We start from the raw sequence: 20,145 nt of genomic DNA, 5'->3' as shown, positions 1-20,145 counted from the left end.
CCAATCCGCCAATTCTCCGCCCTGCGGCTGGCAAGCCCCGTCAGGGGCCAATGCACCAGCGCTCTGGGCCAGCGGCTGGGATGTGGCGCCGTCGCGGTTCACAGGCCCGCCCCTTCGCCAGGTCCGGCGTGCGCCAGAGCCAGGCCGGAGGCGGAAAGAGAGACAGCCCGCAGGCCGGAGCAGCGCGGGTCGAACGGGACAAGGCGGGACATAGCGGACGAAACCCAGGAAAGAAGCGAACGAGAAAAAGCCATTCCATCTGCAGCAGCGCCAACGGCCCACGCCGCGGCGGTCTCCAGCCGAACGCCGGAACGAATCCGCCGGATGAGAATGATTGCTAATTTTATCGCCCCAGCCCACCCTGGGGCCGTGGCGGGCCCGGCCAGCGGCTTTCCGTCCCCGGGCTCAGTGGCCGGCGAAATCCACCAGCGTGTACAGCGGCAGGCCCGCGTCCCGCAGGCGCTGCGAGCCACCCAGCTCGGGCAGGTCCACGATGGCCGCGCCCTCGGTCACCGTCGCGCCCAGCCGCTCCAGCAGATTCTTGCCCGCCATCATCGTGCCGCCCGTGGCGATCAGATCGTCGATGAGCAGCACGCGGTCGCCGGGCTTCACGGCATCGGCATGCAGCTCCACGGTGGCGCTGCCGTATTCCAGTTCGTAGGTTTCCTCGACCGTGGTGAAGGGCAGCTTGCCTTTCTTGCGGATCGGCACGAAGCCCACGTTCAGCTCGTAGGCCACGACCGCGCCCAGAATGAAGCCGCGCGCATCCAGCCCGGCCACCACATCGGGCCGCAGGGCCCGGTCCATGTAGCGGTGTACGAAGGCATCGATGAGCACGCGGAACACCTTCGGGTCCTGCAGCAGCGGAGTGATGTCCCGGAACTGCACGCCCGGCGCGGGCCAGTCGGGCACCGTGCGGATGTGCTGGCGAAGGTATTCGTTGACGCTGAGGGCTTGCATGGCGCGGTGGAGAAGGCTGGAAGGAAAAGGCCGCCCGCGCACGGCCGCACAGGTGCCGCCACGCCAGGGGGAGGGAAAGAAGGGAAGGAATGCAGTGTATCGGCGGGGCAGCCGCCTGCGGCTGCCAGGCGTTCACACCCGCAGCAAGGCGTCTTCCGCCAGCGCCAGCGCCGTGGGGTGGCCCGAGAGCACCAGCGTGTCGCCTTCGGCCAGCACCGTGGCATCGTCCGGCTGGGACATGCGGCCGTCCTTGTGGCGCAGGTTCACCACCCGAACACCCATCGCCTGCAGGGCCAGCGGCCCCAGCGCCTGGCCCAGCGGCCGCACCCCGGGGGGCAGCGTGACGGACGCCAGCCGCTCCTGGTCGCGCTCGGACACGGTGTCGTCGTCCGCCCCGTGGAAGTAGCCGCGCAGCAGGTTGTAGCGGGCGTCGCGCTGGTCCTGCACCAGGCGCAGCACCCGCCGCATGGGCACGCCGACCAGCGCCAGCGCATGGCTGGCCAGCATCAGCGAGCCTTCGATGGCCTCGGGCACCACCTCGGTCGCGCCGGCGGCCTGCAGTTTGTCGAGGTATTGGTCGTCCTGCGTTCGCACCACCACCGGCACCTGCGGCGCGTGCTCGCGCGTATTGGCCAGCACCTTGAGCGTGGCGGGAATGTCCAGGTACGTCACCGCCACGGCACTGGCGCGCACCAGCCCGGCCGCCATCAGGGCCTGCAGCCGCGTGGCATCGCCGTACACCACGGAATCCCCGGCCGCCGCGGCCTGGCGCACCCGGTCGGGGTCCAGGTCCAGCGCCATGTAGGGAATGCCTTCGCGCTCCAGCATCCGCGCCAGGTTCTGGCCGCAGCGCCCGTAACCGCAGATCAGCACGTGCTTGCTGGTGTTGATCGACTTGCGTGCGATGGTGGTCATCTGCAGCGACTGCTGCAGCCAGTCGCTGGCGACCAGCTTCATCACGATGCGGTTGCTGTACAGGATGAGGAACGGCGTCGCCAGCATCGACAGCACCATCGCGGCCAGGATGGGGTTCATCAGCGCGGGCTGCACCAGCCCGTGCTCCTGCGTGAGCGACAGCAGCACGAAACCGAACTCCCCCGCCTGCGCCAGATACAGCCCGGTGCGAAGCGACACGCCCGTGGTGGCGCCCATGCCGCGCGCCAGCACCAGGATCACGCCGGCCTTGACCAGCAAGGGCACCACCAGGAGCAGCAGCACCAGCGCCCAGCGCTCCAGCAGGATGTGCCAGTCCAGCATCATCCCCACGGTGATGAAGAACAGGCCCAGCAACACGTCGTGGAAGGGACGGATGTCCGTGCCCACCTGGTGGCGGTATTCGGTTTCGGACACCAGCACGCCGGCGATGAAGGCCCCAAGCGCCAGCGACAGCCCCGCCGTCTCGGTCAGCCAGGCCAGCCCCAGCGTGATGAGCAGCAGGTTCAGCATGAACAGCTCGTCGCTCTTGCGGCGCGCCACCAGCGTGAGCCACCAGCGCATCACCCGCTGGCCACCCGCCAGCAGCACGCCCACCAGCACCGTGGCCTTGAGCAGCGCCAGGCCCAGCGCGACGAACAGCTGGTCCGGCCGGGAGCCGAGCGCCGGGATCAGCACCAGCAGCGGCACCACGGCCAGATCCTGGAACAGCAGGATGCCCAGCACGCGGCGGCCGTGCTCGCTCTCCAGCTCCGCCCGCTCGGCCATCAGCTTGACCACGATGGCGGTGCTGCTCATCACCAGCGTGCCGGCCAGGGCCAGCGCCGTCTGCCAGCCCATGTCCCAGATGCCGCCCACGTAGCGCGACAGCAGCAGCACACCCGCCATGGTGACCGCCATGGTCAGCGCGACCTGCATCAGCCCCAGGCCGAACACGAACTGGCGCATGGCGCGCAGCTTGGACAGGCTGAATTCCAGGCCGATGGCGAACATGAGGAACACCACGCCGAACTCGCCCAGGTGGCGCACGCCTTCCGAGTTCTGGGCCAGCGCCAGCGCATGGGGCCCGATCAGGATGCCCGCCGCCAGGTAGCCCAGCATCGGCGGCAGCTTGAGGCTGCGGCACGCCACCACCCCCAGCACGGCAGCCAGCAGGTAGAGCAACGTCAAGGCAAGTGAGGACATGCACGGATGCTAGCCCAGGCGCGGCGCAGGCCCATGGTCCGGCCGATAGAATCCGCGCATGCTTTCCGCCCCCGCCGCGCCTGCGCCCTTCCATGCCGACCAGGCGCTGCGCCTGGCCCGCGAAACCTTCGATATCGAGGCCGCCGCCCTGGCCGGCCTGTCGGCCCGCGTGGACGCGAGCTTCGCCAGTGCCGTCGAGCGCGTGCTCGCCACCACGGGGCGCGTCGTGGTGATGGGCATGGGCAAGAGCGGCCACATCGGCCGCAAGATCGCCGCCACCCTGGCCTCCACCGGCACGCCCGCCTTTTTCGTGCACCCTGCGGAAGCCAGCCATGGCGACCTGGGCATGGTCACGCCGGGCGATCTGGTCCTGGGCATTTCCAACAGCGGCGAAAGCGCCGAGCTCACCGTGCTGCTGCCCGTGCTCAAGCGCCTGGGCGTGCCGCTCGTGGCCATGACCGGGGGGCTTCAGTCCACCCTGGCGCGCCATGCCGATCTGGTGCTGGACTGCAGCGTGGACCGCGAGGCCTGTCCGCTCAACCTGGCCCCTACCGCCAGCACCACCGCGCAGCTGGCCATGGGCGACGCCCTGGCCGTCGCCCTGCTGGACGCCCGCGGGTTCCGGTCCGAAGACTTCGCGCGCTCCCACCCCGGCGGGGCCCTGGGCCGCAAGCTGCTCACCCACGTGAGCGACGTCATGCGCTCGGGCGAAGAAATCCCGCGCGTGGCGCCCGGCGCATCGTTCAGCGAACTCATGCGCGAGATGAGCGCCAAGCGCCTGGGCGCCTCGGCCGTGGTGGACGATGCGGGCCGCGTGCTCGGCATCTTCACCGACGGCGACCTGCGCCGGCGCATCGAAGCCGGCGCGGAACTGCGCGGCGCGACCGCGCGTGAGGTCATGCACCCCGGCCCGCGCACCATCGCCCCCGACGCGCTGGCCGTGGACGCCGCCGAAATGATGGAGCGCCACGCCATCACCAGCGTGCTGGTGGCCCATCCCGACGGCCTTCTCATCGGCGTGGTGCACATCGGCGACCTGATGCGCGCGAAGGTCATCTGATGGACCAGCCCCTCGCCCACGCCACGGCCGGGGCGGCAACGCCCGCCAGCCAGCCGCTGCCGCCCCTGCGGCCCGCCCTGCAGTTCGATGCGCAACTGCTGCTGCGCGCGCAGGGCGTGCGCGTGGCGTTTTTCGACGTGGACGGCGTGCTCACCGACGGCGGCCTGTACTTCAGCGAAGCCGGCGAGACGCTCAAGCGATTTCACACGCTCGACGGCCACGGCATCAAGCTGCTGCAAAAGGCCGGAATCACCCCCGCCGTGGTGACGGGCCGCGATGCCTCCGCGCTGCGCCTGCGCCTGAAGAACCTGGGCGTGGTGCATGCCCGCTTCGGCACCGAAGACAAGCGTCCGGCCGCCGAATCCATCCTGGCCGAACTGGGACTCGACTGGGCGCAGGCCGCCGTGATCGGCGATGACTGGCCCGACCTGCCCCTGATGCGCCGCTGCGCCCTCGCCTGCGCGCCCTGCCATGCCCACATCGAGGCCCGTGCGGTGGCCCACCACGTCACCGCCGCAGCGGGCGGGGCCGGCGCGGCGCGCGAGTTCTGCGACCTGCTGCTGGTGGCCAGTGGCCGCTATGCCCAACTGCTGGAGGCCTACACCGCATGATCGCCACGCTGCGCCGGGGCTGGGACCGGCTGTCCATCTACCTTCCCGTGGCCCTCATGGGGCTCATGGCGCTGGGCACGTGGTGGCTGGTGCGCAACGCGCCCACACCGGTCAAGCCCGTGCAGGAGCGCCCGCTGACGCACGAGCCGGACTATTTCATGAAGACCTTCTCGGTCAAGAGCTTCGATGCCACCGGCCGGCTGCAAAGCGATGTCCGCGGCGATTTCGCGCGCCACTACCTGGACACCGACACGCTGGAGATCGACAAGGCCCACATGCGCTCGGTCGCGCCCGATGGCCGCCTGACCATCGCCACAGCCGACCGCGCGCTCACCAATGCGGACGGTTCCGAGGTGCAACTGTTCGGCAACGCCATCGTCACCCGCGAGCCCCTGGTGCGTCCCGGGCGCGAGCCGCTGCCGCGCCTTCAGTTCCGGGGCGAGTTCCTGCACGCGTGGCTGAACGACGAACGGGTGCAGTCGAACCAGCCAGTCACGCTGACGCGGGGCAAGGACCAGTTCACCGCGGACACCATGGACTACAACAACCTCAGCCAGATCATGCAGTTGCAGGGCCGCGTGAAGGGCATGCTGATGCCGCCACCCGGCAAGTGACCGGCACCGGACGGCGCACGATGCCTAACCCCCCCTCAGGAGCCCCCATGCCTTCCAGCCCCCTGGTGTTCATCACCGGCGCATCCAGCGGCATCGGCCAGGCGCTCGCACTGCGCTATCACCAGGCCGGGTACCGGCTTGCGCTGGTGGCCCGCCGCACGGCAGACATGCAATCGTGGGCCAGCGCAAGCAACATCCCGGCAGATAGCTATCAAATTTATAGCGCCGATGTGGCGCAGCCCGACAGCATCGTGGCGGCGGGCCAGGACTGCATGGCCCGGCAAGGGGTGCCCGATGTCGTCATCGCCAACGCGGGCATCAGTGTGGGCATGGACACTGCCGTGCGCGAGGACATCGACGTGATGGCCCGCACCTTCGCCACCAACAACATCGGCATGGCGGCCACGTTCCAGCCGTTCGTGGATGCGATGGCCCAGCGCGGCAGCGGGGCGCTCGTGGGCATCGGCAGCGTCGCCGGCATCCGGGGCCTGCCCGGCCACGGCGCCTACTGCGGCAGCAAGGCGGCGGTCATCAGCTACTGCGAAAGCCTGCGGGGCGAATTGCGTTCGTCGGGGGTGCGGGTGGTCACGCTGTGCCCGGGGTACATCGACACCCCGCTCACCCGGCAGAACCGCTACGCCATGCCCTTCTTGATGCAGCCCGGGGACTTTGCCGACCGCGCGTTCGCCGCGATCCGCGCGGGCGCGAGCTACCGCGTCATTCCCTGGCAGATGGGCGTGGTGGCCAAGTTGCTGCGTGTGCTGCCGAACGGGCTTTTCGACCGCCTGCTGTCGGGCCGCCCGAGAAAGCACCGGCAAAAAAGCGGGGCTCCGCACTGACCGGGCACGGGGCCCGCCTCAGGGTTCCAGCCGGCGGCTCCCACAAAAAAGGCCCCTGACAAGGGGCCTTTTTTGGTTGCGCGAGAAGCCTTCACGGATGGGAACAGCCCTCGCTGCGGGAGAGGATCAGTAGCCGCCGTTGCCACCACCACCGTAGCCGCCACCGCCACCACCGCTGCGGCCACCGCCGCCGCCATTGCGCGAACCGGAACCATAGGGGCTGCGGAAACCGCCATCGCCGCGACCACCGCCGCCGCCATAACCACCGCCGCCGCCTTCGCCACGGCCACCACCACCGTAGCCACCGCCGCCGCCATCACCGCGGCCGCCACCGTAGCCACCGCCACCGCTGCGACCACCGCCGCCGTATCCACCGCCGTAGCCGCCACCACCACCACCGCCGCCAAAACCGCCGCTGCGGGGGGGACGGGGTTCCATGGGACGCGCCTCGTTCACCACGATGCTGCGGCCGCCCAGGGGCTGGCCGTTCATGCCCTGGATGGCGGCTTGCGCTTCAGGGTCGCTGCCCATCTCGACGAAGCCAAAGCCCTTGGAGCGGCCCGTGTCGCGCTCCATCATGACTTTGGCGCTCGTCACGGCTCCGAATTGGCCGAAGGCCTGCTCCAGGTCACTGTCACGCACCGAGTACGGCAAATTGCCGACGTACAGTTTGTTGCCCATCACGGGACTCCTCAAAAACACATTGATAAAGCGATGGAGTCCCGAAAACGCAGCCAGTGAATCACAAAGATGTCCCATGCGCGAAACTGACGGATCCCCGCAAACGTCGACGCGAAAAATATCTCGCCGATGCATTATGGGCCATAAATTCCGCAAAAAAGCAAGGTGCCGGACACGGGCCAAACGCGCTGGCTCAGCCATGAAAAAAGGGCCCCGAAAGGCCCTTTTTTGAAATGCTGTCAGCGTGAGCTTAGTAGCTGCTGCGGCCACCGCCGTAGCCACCACCGCCACCACCACCGCCGAAACCACCGCTGCGGCCGCCACCACCGCCGTAGCCGCCGCCACCGCCGTTGCCGCCACCGAAGCCGCCGCCACCGCTGCGGGGGGGACGGGGTTCCATCGGACGGGCTTCGTTGACCACGAGGTCACGGCCGCCGAAGTTTTGGCCATGCGCGCCTTGGATGGCGGCTTGCGCTTCGGCATCGTTGCTCATTTCGACGAAGCCGAAACCCTTGGAGCGGCCGGTGTCACGTTCCATCATGACCTTGGCGCTCACCACGTTGCCGTACTGGCTGAACGTTTGTTGCAGGTCGTCGTCGCGGAAAGAATAGGGCAGGTTGCCCACGTAGAGTTTGTTGCCCATGAAGGACTCCTAAAAAAACAAGAAAACGCGATGGAGCCCGACGCAATCAACAAACCTGTGACGACTTCAAAGACGCGAAACCGACCAATCACCGCTACTTGCGTTCCTGCTTGGCAGAAAGGCAAGGCCCATTATTAACCATCTATTCGGGGTCCAAGCACGAAAATTGGCGCGCCTGCAACGTTTTCGTTGGGTATTTACCCGAAGGCTGGAAGCGCATCGTTACAATCGGCCCGTCTTTGGGGAGTAGCCCGCCCGGCGCACAGACCGCACGGGGGCATGCATCAACAAACTCGGGCCTGCGCGGCCTGTGGTGCATGCGGTTCCATCGGAACTGGGCGAGACCATTGACTGCACACCGATCCCAAAGGCCGGCGTCGGGGTGCAGTCAATGCTCTGCGACCTGTCCGGCCGGACAACTCCCTGCCCCCCAATGGAAGCCTTTTTCGTTTCGACCGCCATCGTCGCCCTCGCGGAGATGGGCGACAAGACCCAACTCCTTTCCCTCGTTCTCGCGGCGCGTTTTCGCAAGCCCTGGCCGATCGTGCTCGGCATCCTGGTCGCCACGCTGGCCAACCACGCGCTGGCCGGCGCCGTGGGCGCCTGGGTGACGACCGTCGTGGGCCCTCAGGTGCTGCGCTGGGGTCTCGGGCTGTCGTTCATCGCGATGGCGGTGTGGATGCTCATCCCCGACCGGCTGGACGACGACGCATCGGGCGGCGCGCCGCGCTTTGGCGTGTTCGGCACCACGCTGATCGCGTTCTTCCTGGCCGAGATGGGCGACAAGACCCAGGTCGCCACGGTGATGCTGGCCGCGCGCTACAGCGCCTACTGGTGGGTGGTGGCCGGCACGACGCTGGGCATGATGCTGGCCAACGCGCCCGTGGTCTGGCTGGGCGAGCGCATCACGCGGCGGGTGCCGATCCGCGCGGTGCACATGGTGTCGGCGGTGATCTTCCTCGTGCTGGGGCTGATCGCGCTTTTCGCACCCGCGGCCTGAACGCGCACGGGCCCATGGCCGGCGGGCCCGGGCTTTGGTATAGTGCCCCTCGCGCCGATTTGCATAGCTTGCGGGCGCTTTATAAATACCGCTAAAGACCCGTCCGCCAAGTGACAGACACACCGACCCGGCCTCGTTTTTAGCGACGCCGGGTTTTTTCATGTCCTTCATTGCCACGCCCCAGTCCCTGCATTTCGCCGACGCGCTGCCGCTGCAGGGCGGCGGCGCCATCCGCGACTACACCCTTGCCTTCGAGACCTACGGCACGCTCAACGCCGACCGCTCCAACGCGGTGCTGGTGTGCCATGCGCTGAACGCCTCGCACCACGTGGCGGGCGTGTACGAGGGCCAGCCCAGGAGCGAGGGCTGGTGGAACAACATGATCGGCCCCGGCAAGCCGGTGGACACGAACCGCTTCTTCGTGATCGGCATCAACAACCTGGGCTCGTGCTTCGGCTCGACCGGCCCGATGGACACGCACCCGGACACGGGCGAGGTGTACGGCGCCGACTTCCCCGTGGTCACGGTGGAGGACTGGGTGAACGCGCAGGCCCGCCTGCTGGACCGCATCGGCGTGCAGCAGCTCGCGGCGGTGCTGGGCGGCAGCCTGGGCGGCATGCAGGCGCTGTCGTGGACGCTGCAGTACCCCGAGCGCGTGCGCCATGCGGTGGTGGTGGCCAGCGCCCCCAATCTCACGGCGGAGAACATCGCCTTCAACGAAGTGGCGCGCCGGGCCATCGTGACCGACCCGGATTTCCACGGCGGGCACTTCTACCGGCACGGGGCGATCCCGCAGCGCGGCCTGCGCATCGCGCGGATGATCGGCCACATCACGTACCTGTCGGACGACGTGATGAACGAGAAATTCGGCCGCCAGCTGCGCCAGACGGTGATGGAGGAGACGCTGCCGGCGGGCACCGCCGGCGGTGCGCCGGCCGCGCCTGGCACGCCCGGCGCGGGGCCGGGCTACCGCTACAGCACGCAGGACATCGAGTTCCAGATCGAGAGCTACCTGCGCTACCAGGGCGACAAGTTCAGCGAGTATTTCGACGCCAACACCTACCTGCTGATCACCCGCGCGCTCGATTACTTCGACCCCGCGCTCGCCTACGGCGGCAACCTCACGCTGGCGCTGGCGCGCGCGACGGCCCGGTTCCTGCTGGTGAGCTTCACCACCGACTGGCGCTTTTCACCCGCGCGCAGCCGCGAGATCGTGAAGGCGCTGCTCGACAACCGCCGCGACGTGAGCTACGCCGAGATCGACGCACCGCACGGCCACGACGCCTTCCTGCTCGACGATGCGCGCTACATGGGCGTCGTCGGCTCGTATTTCGACAGCATCGCCAAGGAGTTCGCATGACCGAGAAAGCCACCATGCATGCGATTTCCCGGCTGGTGCCGCACGGCGCGCGGGTGCTGGACCTGGGCTGCGGCGACGGCGCGATGCTGTCGTACCTGCAGCGCGAGCGCGGCTGCACGGGCTACGGCATCGAGATCGACGACGCCAACGTGCTCGCCTGCGTGCGCCGCGGGGTGAACGTGGTGCAGCTCAACCTGGAGGAAGGGCTGGCGATGTTCGGCGACAACTCGTTCGACCTGGTGCTGCAGATCGACACGCTGCAGCACCTGCGCAACACCGAGGTGATGCTGCGCGAGACGGCCCGCGTGGGCCGCGCGGGCGTGGTGGCGTTTCCCAATTTCGCCCACTGGCCCAACCGGCTGTCGGTGCTGCGCGGGCGCATGCCCGTCACGCGCCGGCTGCCCTACCAGTGGTACGACACGCCCAACATCCGCGTGGGCACGTTCAAGGATTTCGAGGTGCTGGCGCACAAGAACGCCCTGCGCTTGATCGACGCGTTCGGCCTGCAGGACGGGCGCGAAGTGCGCTTCCTGCCGAACGCCCTGGCGGGCACGGCGGTGTTCCACTTCGAGCACGCCTGACGGGCGCGGGGCTGCGGCCCGGAGGGCGACTTGCCGAGGCACGGGGCTGCGTCGGGCGCTGTCCCACGTGCCCAAGCTCCCCCGCACCGGGTCGCCAACACCGTGGAAGTGTCACGAGCACTACAAAACACCCGAACATCCGATTGCTATTATTAATATAGCAATACGCCCTAGAAAAACATGCCCTGGAGGCATTTTTCGCCCCCGAAATCGCTGCTGCCAAGCAGACTAAATCCCTCAGTACATAGGGTTTTCCCTTAAAGGAATGCCTTCATCCTGCCAAAGTTACGGTTGCTTACGATGGGGTCGGCGTCTTCCGCAGCGCACCCGCCCCGTCTCCCTTCCCTGCGACCGAACCCCAAAAACCGCCATGACTCCACCCGTCCGCACCCGATCGGTCGCCCGCCGCGTCACCCTGCTGGCCCTGTCCCTGGTGGCGCTGGCCCTCATTGCGGTGGGCATCGCGATCTCGCTCATCACCACGAAGGCCGCGCGCACGCAGATCACCGAAGGTGTGCGCGATGCGGTCGATGCGGTAGGCCAGTCGCTCAACGCGGTGGACGAGGCCAACCGCGAACTGGTGCGCCGCTCGGCCCAGGCGTTCCAGCGCGGCTTCGACCCCAGCATGCAACTGGACGAGGCCAGCGGGCAACTGACGAGCTTCGGCGTCGCGGTGAACGACGACTACGGCACGGTGGACAAATTCAGCCAGGACACGGGCGGCGTGGCCACGGTCTTCGCGAGGAAGGGCGAGGACTTCATCCGCATCACCACCTCGGTCAAGAACGAAAAGGGCGAGCGCGCCCAGGGCACCCTGCTCGACCGCGCCAGCCCCGCCTACGCGCCCGTGCTCGCGGGCCAGCCCTACACGGGCCGCACCATGCTGTTCGGCAAGCCGTACATGGCGCACTACGCGCCGGTGAAGGATGCGGCGGGCAAGGTGATCGCCATCCTGTTCGTGGGCAACGACCTGTCGGCCTTCCAGGAGCAGATGCAAAAGCAGGTGGCCAGCATGCAGTTCTACGAGCACGGCGGCATGTACGTGATCGATCCGCGCAAGCGCCCGCAGGATGCGGTGTTCGTCGCGCACCCCACGGCGCGCGGCAAGAAGGTGCTGGAGGCCTATCCGGGCGCGGCCGATTTCCTCGCCGCCCTGAACGCCAGCGCCGACGGCTCCGTGCCGCAGGCCGCCGCGCTGCTGCCCGCCCAGGGCGCGGACCCGTGGGCCCTGAGCGCCCGCACCGGCTCGGGCTGGCAGGTGGTGGCCGAGGTGTCCGACCACGAAGCGCTGGCCAGCCAGCGGCGTGCGATGGGGGCGGTGTGGCTGGTGATGGCCGTCGCCCTGGCGGTGGTGGGCGCGGGCATCTTCGCAATGGTGCGCCGCGGCGTGAGCGAGCCGCTGCGCGAGCTGACCGGCGCCGTGACGCTGGTGGCGCAGGGCGACCTCACCCAGGCGTTCGAGACGCGCCGCGCCGACGAAATGGGCGCCCTGGTGCGCGAGGTGGAGGGCATGCGCCAGCGCTACCTGCAGGTGCTGCAGCAGGTGCGCACTGCGGTGGACAGCATCACCACCGCCAGCGCCGAGATCGCCACCGGCAACCAGGACCTGTCGGCGCGCACCGAGAACGCCGCCAGCAGCATCGCCCAGACGGCGCAGAGCATGGAGCAGCTCACGGGCACGGTGCACCAGTCGGCCGATGCCGCGCGGCAGGCCAACCAGTTGGCCGGATCGGCCGCCGAGGTGGCCCAGCGCGGCGGGCGCGTGGTAGGCGAAGTGGTGTCCACCATGGCCGAGATCAACGCCAGTTCGCGCAAGATCGCGGACATCATCGGCGTGATCGACGGCATCGCCTTCCAGACCAACATCCTGGCGCTCAACGCCGCCGTGGAAGCCGCCCGTGCGGGCGAGCAGGGCCGCGGCTTCGCCGTGGTGGCGAGCGAGGTGCGCTCGCTGGCCGGGCGCAGCGCCGAGGCGGCGCGCGAGATCAAGGCGCTCATCGGCAGTTCGGTGGCCCGGGTGGAGGCCGGCACCCGGCTGGTGGAGGACGCCGGGCGCACCATGGGCGAGATCGTGGGCTCGGTGCAGCGGGTGGGCGACATCATCGGGGAGATCACCGCCGCGGCGTCCGAGCAGTCGAACGGCATCGTCACGGTCAACACGGCCGTCAATCAGCTCGACCAGATGACGCAGCAGAACGCCGCGCTGGTGGAGGAATCGGCCGCGGCGGCGCAAAGCCTGCGCGACCAGGCGTCGCAGCTGGCGGATGCCGTGCAGGTGTTCCGCCTGACCACGGCGCAGGCCACGCCGCTCGCTCAGCCCGCACGTCCCGCCCTCGCCGCGGGCTGAGCGGAACGCGCCCCCGCGCGAGCGGCGCACCAGCGGCGTCGCCACTCGCGCTGCGCTGCCGCGCCCAGCCGTCCCACCCGCGCCAACCGGCCGGCCAGTGTGGTGGTATATGCTGCGGCCCCCGAGCTGCCCTGGCCGGCACGCCCCGCCGCACCCGACATGCCCACATTTGCCATCGATCTGCCCACGCTGCTGGCGATGACCGTCATCGGTTCCGTCGTCATGGCCGCCTGCCTGGTGCTGGTCGGCCACGAGCGCCGCCGCGACGGCCTGGGCCTGTGGGCCGCCGCGCTGGTGCTGCAGTCGCTGGCCTACGTGCTGCTGGCCCTGCGCGGCCGCGTGCCGGACATGCTCTCCATAGTGGCCGCCAACGGCCTGCTGTCCAGCGTGTTCGCCTGCCTGCTGGCGGCCGTGTGCCAGTTCCACCGCCGGCCGCTGCCCTGGGGGCGGCTGATCGGGCCGGTCGTGCTGACCCTGGCGCTGTTCGTGGCGTTCCTGCAGGACTACGAAATGCGCCTGATGCTGGCGGGCGTGGTCTTTCCCGCGCAACTGGCCCTGGTGCTGTGGACGCTGTGGCGCTATCCGTCGCCTGGGCGGGGCGCCGGCCTGGTGGCGCTGGGCATCGTGCTGCAAATGTCGGTGCTGGTGGTGCGCGCCGTGGCCGCGGCGACGGGCGCCATGCCGCTGACCGGGCTGCTGCAGGGCGGCTGGCTGCAGCACGCCACGTTCCTGTCCACCTTCATCGCCGTGCAGGCCTCGTCGTTCGGCTTCATCTTCATGGCGCGCGACCGCGCCGACGACACCAACCGCCGCATGGCCGCGCGCGACCCGCTCACGGGCGTGGCCAACCGCCGCGCGGCCATCGCCGCGCTGGACCGCGACATCGCCCGGGCCATCCGCACGCGCGAGCCGCTGTCGCTCATGATGGTGGACATCGACCACTTCAAGCGCATCAACGACGGGCTGGGCCACCTCGTGGGCGACCAGGTGCTGTGCCGCGTGGTCGATGCCATGGGCGAGCGCCTGCGGGCGCAGGACATGATCGGGCGCTATGGGGGCGAGGAGTTCCTCGTGGTGCTGCCCGACACGCCGCTGCACGGCGCGCGGCAGCTGGCGATCCAGCTGTGCCGGGCGATCGAGCAGACGCGCTTCGACCTGGGCGGGCACACCGTGCCGGTCACCCTGAGCATCGGCGTGTTCGGCGGACGCATCGAGGAGGGTGACAGCTGGGACATGCTGATCGCCGCCGCCGACCGCGCCATGTACGAGGCCAAGCGCAGCGGACGCAACCGCGTTGCCGTCGCGGGCGATCTGCGCGGGGTGGTGCCCGCCTCCGCACTGCACGACAATCCGGAAACCCTTCCTCCACCGGAGCGGTGAACTGCAACGCACCGGCGCGCCCGCCGGATGCCGCGGCCGGTGGCAGGATCTTTTCCTGGAATGCCCCCGAGGAACCGCCATGAACGCCCGCACCGCCCCCGACCTCCTGCAACCCGCCGAAGCCCTGGCCCACGTCAGCCGCCAATGGGACGGCGACATCCTGCGCCAGCTCACCGAATACATCGAGATCCCCGCCAAGTCGCCCGGCTTCGCCCCCGACTGGGAGCAGCTCGGATACCTGGACCGCGTGCTGCGCAATGCCGCGAACTGGGTCGAAGCGCAGAAGGTGGCGGGCCTCACGCTCGAGATCGTGCGCCTGCCCGGCCGCACGCCGGTGCTGTTCTTCGAGGTGGCCGCCACGCAGCCCCAGTCGAGCCAGACCGTGCTGATGTACGGCCACCTGGACAAGCAGCCCGAGTTCGAGGGCTGGCGCAAGGACCTGGGCCCCTGGACGCCCAAGTACGAGGACGGCAAGCTCTACGGCCGCGGCGGCGCTGACGACGGCTACGCGGTGTATGCCAGCATCGCCGCCGTGCAGGAGCTCAAGCGCCAGAACGTGCCGCACCCGCGCATCGTCGGCCTGATCGAGACCTGCGAGGAAAGCGGCTCGGGCGACCTGCTGCCCTACATCGACCTGCTGCGCAGCCGCATGGGCGAGGTGGCCCTGGTGATCTGCCTGGACAGCGGCGCCGGCAACTACGACCAGCTGTGGCTCACCACCAGCCTGCGCGGCATGGCCAGCGGCACGCTCAAGGTGGAGATCCTCACCGAAGGCATCCACTCGGGCGATTCGTCGGGCCTCGTGCCCTCGTCGTTCCGCATCATGCGGCAGGTGCTGGACCGGCTCGAGGACAGCGCCACCGGCCGCCTGCTGCCCGCCAGCTTCCACTGCGACGTGCCCGCCGACCGCCTGGCGCAGGCCCGCGCCACCGCCGGCATCCTGGGCGAGGAGGTGTACAAGCGCTTTCCCTGGGCGCACTACGACTGCGGCGGCTCCACCACCTTCGCGCTGCCCACCACCACCGACCCGGTGCAGGCCCTACTCAAGCGCACCTGGGAGCCCACGCTCAGCGTGACCGGCGCCGAGGGTTTTCCGGCCCTGAAGGACGCGGGCAACGTGCTGCGCCCCTACACCGCCTTCAAGCTCAGCCTGCGCCTGCCCCCGCTGGTGGACGCCGCGCAGTGCGTGCAGGAGATGAAGGCGCTGCTGGAGGACAATGCGCCCTACCAGGCCAAGGTCACCTTCGAGGGCGGCGGCGCGGCCAGCGGCTGGAACGCGCCCGACACCGCGCCGTGGTTCGAGGGCGCGCTCAATGCCGCCAGCCAGGCCCACTTCGGCGCGCCGTGCGGCTACATCGGCCAGGGCGGCACGATTCCGCTCATGAACATGTTGAGCCAGGGCTTTCCGAAGGCGCAGATGATGGTCTGCGGCGTGCTGGGCCCCAAGAGCAACGCGCACGGCCCCAACGAGTTCCTGCACGTGCCCTACGCCAAGAAGCTCACCGCCGCCGTGGCGCAGGTCATCGCCAGCCTGCCGCCCGCAGGCGCCCAGGACGGCACGGCCGCCGCCGCGGCCGCCTGAAGCCGCTGCCCGCCGCCACCGTGGCCGCGGCCATCGCCAGAACCCGCCCGCGCTCCGGCGCGCGGCGCACGGGCTGCTGACGCCGGCCGCGCCCACCCCTTTTCCCGGGCGCGCCACCACATGGCGCGCCTTTTCCGACAGGCCCTAGCCCCCTTCGCATGGTCGATCCCGACGCTCCCTCCACCCTCAGCCCCTTCACCGCCGCCGATGGCGAAAACCTCGCGCTGCAGGACTGGCCGCTGCCGCACGCCGACGCACGCGCCACCGTGCTGCTGGTGCATGGCCTGGGCGAGCACGTGGGCCGCTACGACCGGCTCGCCCGGCGGCTGAACGCCTGGGGTTTTGCCGTGCGCGGCTACGACCAGTACGGCCATGGCGAATCGGGCGGGCTGCGCGGCGCCCTCACGCCCCCGAACCGGCTGATGGTGGACCTGGCCGACATCGTCGATGCCACCCGGGCCCGCATGCCACCCGACCAGCCGCTGGTGCTGCTGGGCCACAGCCTGGGCGGGCTGGTGGCCGCCAGCTTCGTGGCGCAGGCGCTGCGCCCCGTGGAGGCGCTGGTGCTTTCCTCCCCCGCGCTGGACCCGGGCCTGAGCTGGACGCAGAAGTTCCTGGTGGCCACCCTGCCCCGCGTGCTGCCGAACCTGCGCCTGGCCACCGGGATCGACCCCGACCACCTGTCCCACGACCCCGCCGTCATCGCGGCCTACCGCGCCGACCCGCGCTGCCACGACCGCGTCGGTGCCGGGCTCGCGCGCTTCATCGCCTACACCGGCCCGGCCGTCGTGGCCCGCGCCGCGCAGTGGAGCGTGCCCACGCTGCTGATGTGGGCGGGCGCCGACCGGCTGGTCAACCCCGCCGGCAGCCGGGCCTTCGCCCGCGCCGCTCCGCCGGGCGTGGTGCACGCGCAGGAGTTCGCCCTGGCGTACCACGAACTGTTCAAGGAAAGCCCGGAGCACGCCGCGCCGGTGTTCGCGGCCTTGCAGCAATGGCTGGACGCCCGCTGCCCCGCGCCAGCGGCCTGGAGCAAAATCGGGCTCCAGCACAATAACCATTAGGGCATAGTGCTACATTTTTTATAGCAACCTGCAGAAACCCCGCCGGGGCCGGGTCACAGGAAAGCGGGAGGCCCCTTGTCGGCCTTGCTTTCCACCGGGTTGGCCAGCAGCCACTTGGCCGGGTACTGGCGCATGAACTCCCGCGCCTTCTCCGGCCGGGCCGACAGCCAGGCGCCGTAGGCGCCTTCGTTGAGCAGGGCCGGCATGCGCTTTTCGCTGCCGGGCGGCTGGTAGCGGTGGATCAGCGCATGGCTGTTGGCGTTCACGGTGAGCACGGTGTAGCTGACCAGCTCCTCGCCCTCGGGGCCGGTCCACCGGGCCCACAGCCCCGCCGCTCCCATCGGCAGGCCATCGACGCGCGCGATGCGCGTGGGCACGGCGTTGCCGCTGCGCCAGTCGTCCTCGAAAAACGCCGCCATGGGCACGATGCAGCGCTGGCCTTTCAGCCACGCCTCGCGGAACGGCGTGGCGGTGGAGACCGTCTCGGAGCGCGCGTTCACCAGCTTGGGGGCGCGCAGCCGCCCGTCGGAGGCCGATTTCACCCAGTGCGGTACCAGCCCCCACTGGGCGTGCACCAGTTCGCGCGCCAGCCGGGGGGCGCCGTCCGCATCGGGAGCGGCATCGGAACCGGCATCGGGATCTGCCCCCGCCGCCGATCCGGTATCGCCCGGCGGGGGCGCCACGGCGCGGATGAAAAAGCCGGGCTTGCGGGGCTTCACGTAGCGTTCGCCGCGCGTGTCCGGCGGCTCCACGCCGAAGGCCTCGCGGTAGGTTTCGGGCAGGGGCAGGGTCTCGTAGCGCGTGGTCATCCGGGGATCGTACCTGCGCCCTCGCCCGCCGCTTCGCACAGGGGTGCCCACACGGCCTGGTCGCGCCCCTGCGCCTTGGCCGCATAGAGCGCGCGGTCCGCCCGCTCCAGCGTCTGCTCGATCGACTCGCCCACCACGTGCTGCGCCAGGCCGATGGAGACGGTCAGGTGGATCGGCGCCGAGCCCGGGTGCGTGAGCCGCAGCGCCGAGACGGTTTGGCGCACCCGCTCCAGCAGCGCGCTGGCATCGGCGGGCTGGGTGTTGCACAGCATCAGCACGAACTCCTCGCCGCCCCAGCGCGATAGCACGTCGGAGTCGCGCACGCTGGCTTTCACCGAGCGGGCGAAGGCCTGCAGCGCGCGGTCGCCCGCCGCATGGCCGTGGGTGTCGTTGATGGCCTTGAAATGGTCCAGGTCCAGCTGCACCAGCACCAGCGAATGCCCGCTGCGCGCGGTGCGGCGCTGCTCCAGCCGCATGAGCTCGATCATGTGGCGGCGGTTGAGCAGCCCGGTCAGCTCGTCGTGCGTGGCCAGCTCGCGGATGTGCTCCAGCGCCTCGGCCAGATCGTGCTTTTGCTGGCGCAGCTGCTGGCGCGTGGCCTGCACCCGCGTGGTGAGGAAGGTGCTGCCCACCAGCACCACGAGGATCATGATCGCGTAGGCGGCGGCCATCGCGGGGCCCTGGTGCAGGTCCTCGCGCAGTTCCAGCAGCACGCCCCCGGCCCCGAACGCCGCGAGCGAATAGAACAGCACCCCCACCATCTGCCGCGTGGACAGACCGAAGATCCCGAACATCAGGATCACCGCCAGGATCGGCAGCGTGATGCCCCGCGCCGGCCCCGCGATCACGAAGGCCGCGGCGTTGCAGGCCACGGCATAGAGCATCTGGAACAGCGTGAGCGAAGGGTCGCGAAAGCGCCGCGACACCCCGCTGCGGATCAGCGCGAAGACCCCGATCAGGCCCGAGATGCAAAACAGCGTCCACCAGCGGACCCATTGCGCATCCGCGATGCCCGCCCGCGCCACGATGTGCATCGCCACCACGCAGCACAGCATGAGCAGCCCCGCCAGTCCCGCCATGGCCGATCGCACGCGCAGGCGCCGTTCCGTGCCCAGCAGCCCATCGAGCACGCGGGACGGGGTCGGGAACAGGGCGCGGTCGCGCCATCTCGCAAGCCGTGGCGGCAAGGGGTCTCCTTGGAGTGGGTCGCAGGCCAGGCCGGCCATCGGGCGGCCCACGGCGCCGCCGGGTGGGCCAGCACCGATGGTGCCTGCGGAATTCTAGGAGTCCTGTCGCCCGCGCGCCCACCCGGCATGGGAGGGTTTATACCCATCCCTCTTGCTCCGCCTTACGGCCACCCGTACCAAGGACTTCGCGCAATCGAACCAGCGATGCAGGCAGATCGGCTTGCAATTGCAGCCGTGCCAGCAACGCGCGGTCAAAATCGTTCAACGGCGAGGTGGCGGCCTGTGCCCAATCCTCCGGCGCCATGCGATCAGGCGTCCAGGCCAGCCCACGCTTGGACCAGAGCGCACCTGCTGACATGGCAATGGCGATGCCGGCCGGGTCCGGATCGCAACTGATGGCCGCGGGGGCGGGGGCGTTGTCGAGCAGCCATCCCATGGCAGTAAGCCAGCCAGTGGGCGGCTGGCCTGGTAACCACACCACGCATGTGCCGGCCTCCGGCTGAATGGCCTGGCGCTCAAAACTCGCCCGATTCTCGATGAGCCAATATCGACGGGGTCCTTGCGCGGTAGTACCCGCATTGAACGCCGCCGTCGGCACGCCACAAAAACCGGCAGCAGAGACATCAATGCGGCCTTGCTGCGTCTGCAGAGACAACGCTCCACCCAGCCAAAGAAGCGGGGAAAAGCGGACAATGCCGAACGATTCGAGCGCAAGATGTTCGGCCATCCATGCCCATTCCGACACGGCAATTCCCTTTGTGTGGTCGCGCGCCCGCAAGGCAAAGTCCCTGTGGGTACCGAAACGCTGCTCGGCCTTCCACTGCGCCAGTGCTTGAAGCAAGCCGTATCGAGCTTGCAGCGTAGCCATCGGCAGCGACCCTTTCAAACAGCTATTGACGGCGGAAGCAGACCAAGAGCAGACCCGCTCCAACGCATGCAGAGAGGCCAGCACGCCGTCGCGCGATGCCGCGCGATCTGCCGCGTTGCGAAGGCCCACCGCCTGTTGGAGGGCAGACACATCAAACCAGACCACACGCTCCGGATGCCAAAGCCCACGGGTGAAACGCTCCTTCACCTTCAAAGCCCCCACAGACAAGAGAAGCTCGCGCAGTTCATCAGCCAAGTCCAATTGCTCACGCCCGGCCCGCTCCAGCAATGACTGCCATTGCCGCTCCGCTGCATCCGAGGCCAGCCAGCGCCGCAGCAAGTCCCGTTGCGCCGGACGCAGTTCGGGAAGTCCTACAAAAGGACCGCTGGCCTGCCGCGTCTGTCGGTTACGTCCGGTCGGGATGGTCTGCAAAGCAGTCATTGC

Annotated in this window: 18 protein-coding genes and 1 riboswitch; of the genes, 11 read left to right on the top strand and 7 right to left on the bottom strand. The window is 69.4% G+C overall.

Features of this window, described 5'->3' with window-relative positions; all coding sequences use genetic code 11:
- Positions 1–405: 405 nt before the first annotated feature.
- Both AVME950_RS16005 and AVME950_RS16000 read right to left on the bottom strand, forming a co-directional pair.
- Positions 406–960 (bottom strand): adenine phosphoribosyltransferase, encoded by a 555-nt coding sequence (locus AVME950_RS16005; RefSeq protein ID WP_092742468.1) that lies wholly within the window; start codon positions 958–960, stop codon positions 406–408.
- 132 nt (positions 961–1,092) lie between these two features.
- Positions 1,093–3,078, bottom strand: coding sequence for a monovalent cation:proton antiporter family protein (locus AVME950_RS16000; protein ID WP_284430574.1), 1,986 nt, complete (start codon positions 3,076–3,078; stop codon positions 1,093–1,095).
- A 58-nt stretch (positions 3,079–3,136) separates the two neighbouring features.
- On the opposite strand from AVME950_RS16000, the gene AVME950_RS15995 reads away from it, so the two are divergent.
- Genes AVME950_RS15995 through AVME950_RS15980 form a run of 4 tightly spaced genes read left to right on the top strand, consistent with a single transcriptional unit; the run spans position 3,137 to position 6,202 of the window.
- The gene (locus tag AVME950_RS15995) at positions 3,137–4,138 is read left to right on the top strand and encodes a KpsF/GutQ family sugar-phosphate isomerase (RefSeq protein ID WP_284430573.1); all 1,002 of its coding nucleotides are present in this window, start codon (positions 3,137–3,139) and stop codon (positions 4,136–4,138) included.
- Entirely contained in the window at positions 4,138–4,749 is a 612-nt protein-coding gene (locus AVME950_RS15990) for a KdsC family phosphatase (protein WP_284430572.1), read from the top strand. Before AVME950_RS15995 ends, AVME950_RS15990 begins: the two co-directional genes overlap by 1 nt.
- Positions 4,746–5,363: an LPS export ABC transporter periplasmic protein LptC gene (lptC, locus tag AVME950_RS15985; protein WP_284430571.1), complete on the top strand. Its 618-nt coding sequence runs from the start codon at positions 4,746–4,748 to the stop codon at positions 5,361–5,363. Before AVME950_RS15990 ends, lptC begins: the two co-directional genes overlap by 4 nt.
- 47 nt (positions 5,364–5,410) lie before the next feature.
- The gene (locus AVME950_RS15980; RefSeq protein ID WP_284430570.1) at positions 5,411–6,202 is read left to right on the top strand and encodes an SDR family oxidoreductase; all 792 of its coding nucleotides are present in this window, start codon (positions 5,411–5,413) and stop codon (positions 6,200–6,202) included.
- 126 nt (positions 6,203–6,328) lie between these two features.
- Here the strand turns inward: AVME950_RS15980 and rbp (AVME950_RS15975) are convergent, their stop codons facing one another.
- Positions 6,329–6,883: an RNA-binding regulator gene (rbp, locus tag AVME950_RS15975; RefSeq protein ID WP_284430569.1), complete on the bottom strand. Its 555-nt coding sequence runs from the start codon at positions 6,881–6,883 to the stop codon at positions 6,329–6,331.
- 250 nt (positions 6,884–7,133) lie between these two features.
- Positions 7,134–7,526 (bottom strand): RNA-binding regulator, encoded by a 393-nt coding sequence (rbp, locus tag AVME950_RS15970; RefSeq protein ID WP_284430568.1) that lies wholly within the window; start codon positions 7,524–7,526, stop codon positions 7,134–7,136.
- 224 nt (positions 7,527–7,750) lie between these two features.
- Positions 7,751–7,948, top strand: a riboswitch (yybP-ykoY riboswitch).
- An 11-nt stretch (positions 7,949–7,959) separates the two neighbouring features.
- Between rbp (AVME950_RS15970) and AVME950_RS15965 the strand changes: the two genes are divergently transcribed.
- From AVME950_RS15965 to AVME950_RS15935, 7 genes are all read left to right on the top strand, one after another.
- Positions 7,960–8,526 (top strand): TMEM165/GDT1 family protein, encoded by a 567-nt coding sequence (locus AVME950_RS15965; RefSeq protein WP_284430567.1) that lies wholly within the window; start codon positions 7,960–7,962, stop codon positions 8,524–8,526.
- A 160-nt stretch (positions 8,527–8,686) separates the two neighbouring features.
- Positions 8,687–9,886: a homoserine O-acetyltransferase MetX gene (metX, locus tag AVME950_RS15960; protein ID WP_284430566.1), complete on the top strand. Its 1,200-nt coding sequence runs from the start codon at positions 8,687–8,689 to the stop codon at positions 9,884–9,886.
- Positions 9,883–10,467, top strand: coding sequence for a methionine biosynthesis protein MetW (metW, locus tag AVME950_RS15955; RefSeq protein ID WP_284430565.1), 585 nt, complete (start codon positions 9,883–9,885; stop codon positions 10,465–10,467). The genes metX and metW overlap by 4 nt, the downstream gene beginning before the upstream one ends.
- A 370-nt stretch (positions 10,468–10,837) precedes the next feature.
- A complete protein-coding gene (locus tag AVME950_RS15950; RefSeq protein WP_284430564.1) occupies positions 10,838–12,814 on the top strand; it encodes a methyl-accepting chemotaxis protein in 1,977 nt (658 codons plus the stop codon).
- Positions 12,815–12,973: 159 nt separating this feature from the next.
- On the top strand, positions 12,974–14,194 hold the full coding sequence (locus AVME950_RS15945; protein ID WP_284430563.1) for a GGDEF domain-containing protein: 1,221 nt from the start codon (positions 12,974–12,976) through the stop codon (positions 14,192–14,194).
- Positions 14,195–14,273: 79 nt separating this feature from the next.
- Entirely contained in the window at positions 14,274–15,776 is a 1,503-nt protein-coding gene (locus AVME950_RS15940; protein ID WP_284430562.1) for a M20 family metallopeptidase, read from the top strand.
- A 158-nt stretch (positions 15,777–15,934) separates the two neighbouring features.
- Positions 15,935–16,837: an alpha/beta hydrolase gene (locus AVME950_RS15935; RefSeq protein WP_284430561.1), complete on the top strand. Its 903-nt coding sequence runs from the start codon at positions 15,935–15,937 to the stop codon at positions 16,835–16,837.
- Positions 16,838–16,890: 53 nt separating this feature from the next.
- Here the strand turns inward: AVME950_RS15935 and AVME950_RS15930 are convergent, their stop codons facing one another.
- The 3 genes from AVME950_RS15930 to AVME950_RS15920 form a co-directional block, all read right to left on the bottom strand.
- Positions 16,891–17,646: an SOS response-associated peptidase gene (locus tag AVME950_RS15930; protein WP_284430560.1), complete on the bottom strand. Its 756-nt coding sequence runs from the start codon at positions 17,644–17,646 to the stop codon at positions 16,891–16,893.
- A complete protein-coding gene (locus AVME950_RS15925; protein ID WP_349817238.1) occupies positions 17,643–18,833 on the bottom strand; it encodes a GGDEF domain-containing protein in 1,191 nt (396 codons plus the stop codon). The genes AVME950_RS15930 and AVME950_RS15925 overlap by 4 nt, the downstream gene beginning before the upstream one ends.
- Positions 18,834–18,969: 136 nt before the next feature.
- Positions 18,970–20,142, bottom strand: coding sequence for a hypothetical protein (locus AVME950_RS15920; RefSeq protein ID WP_284430559.1), 1,173 nt, complete (start codon positions 20,140–20,142; stop codon positions 18,970–18,972).
- Between the last annotated feature and the right edge of the window lie 3 nt (positions 20,143–20,145).

Source organism: Acidovorax sp. SUPP950, assembly GCF_030158935.1.
Classification (GTDB): domain Bacteria; phylum Pseudomonadota; class Gammaproteobacteria; order Burkholderiales; family Burkholderiaceae_C; genus Paracidovorax.
This window is presented reverse-complemented; position numbering and strand designations above follow the sequence as displayed.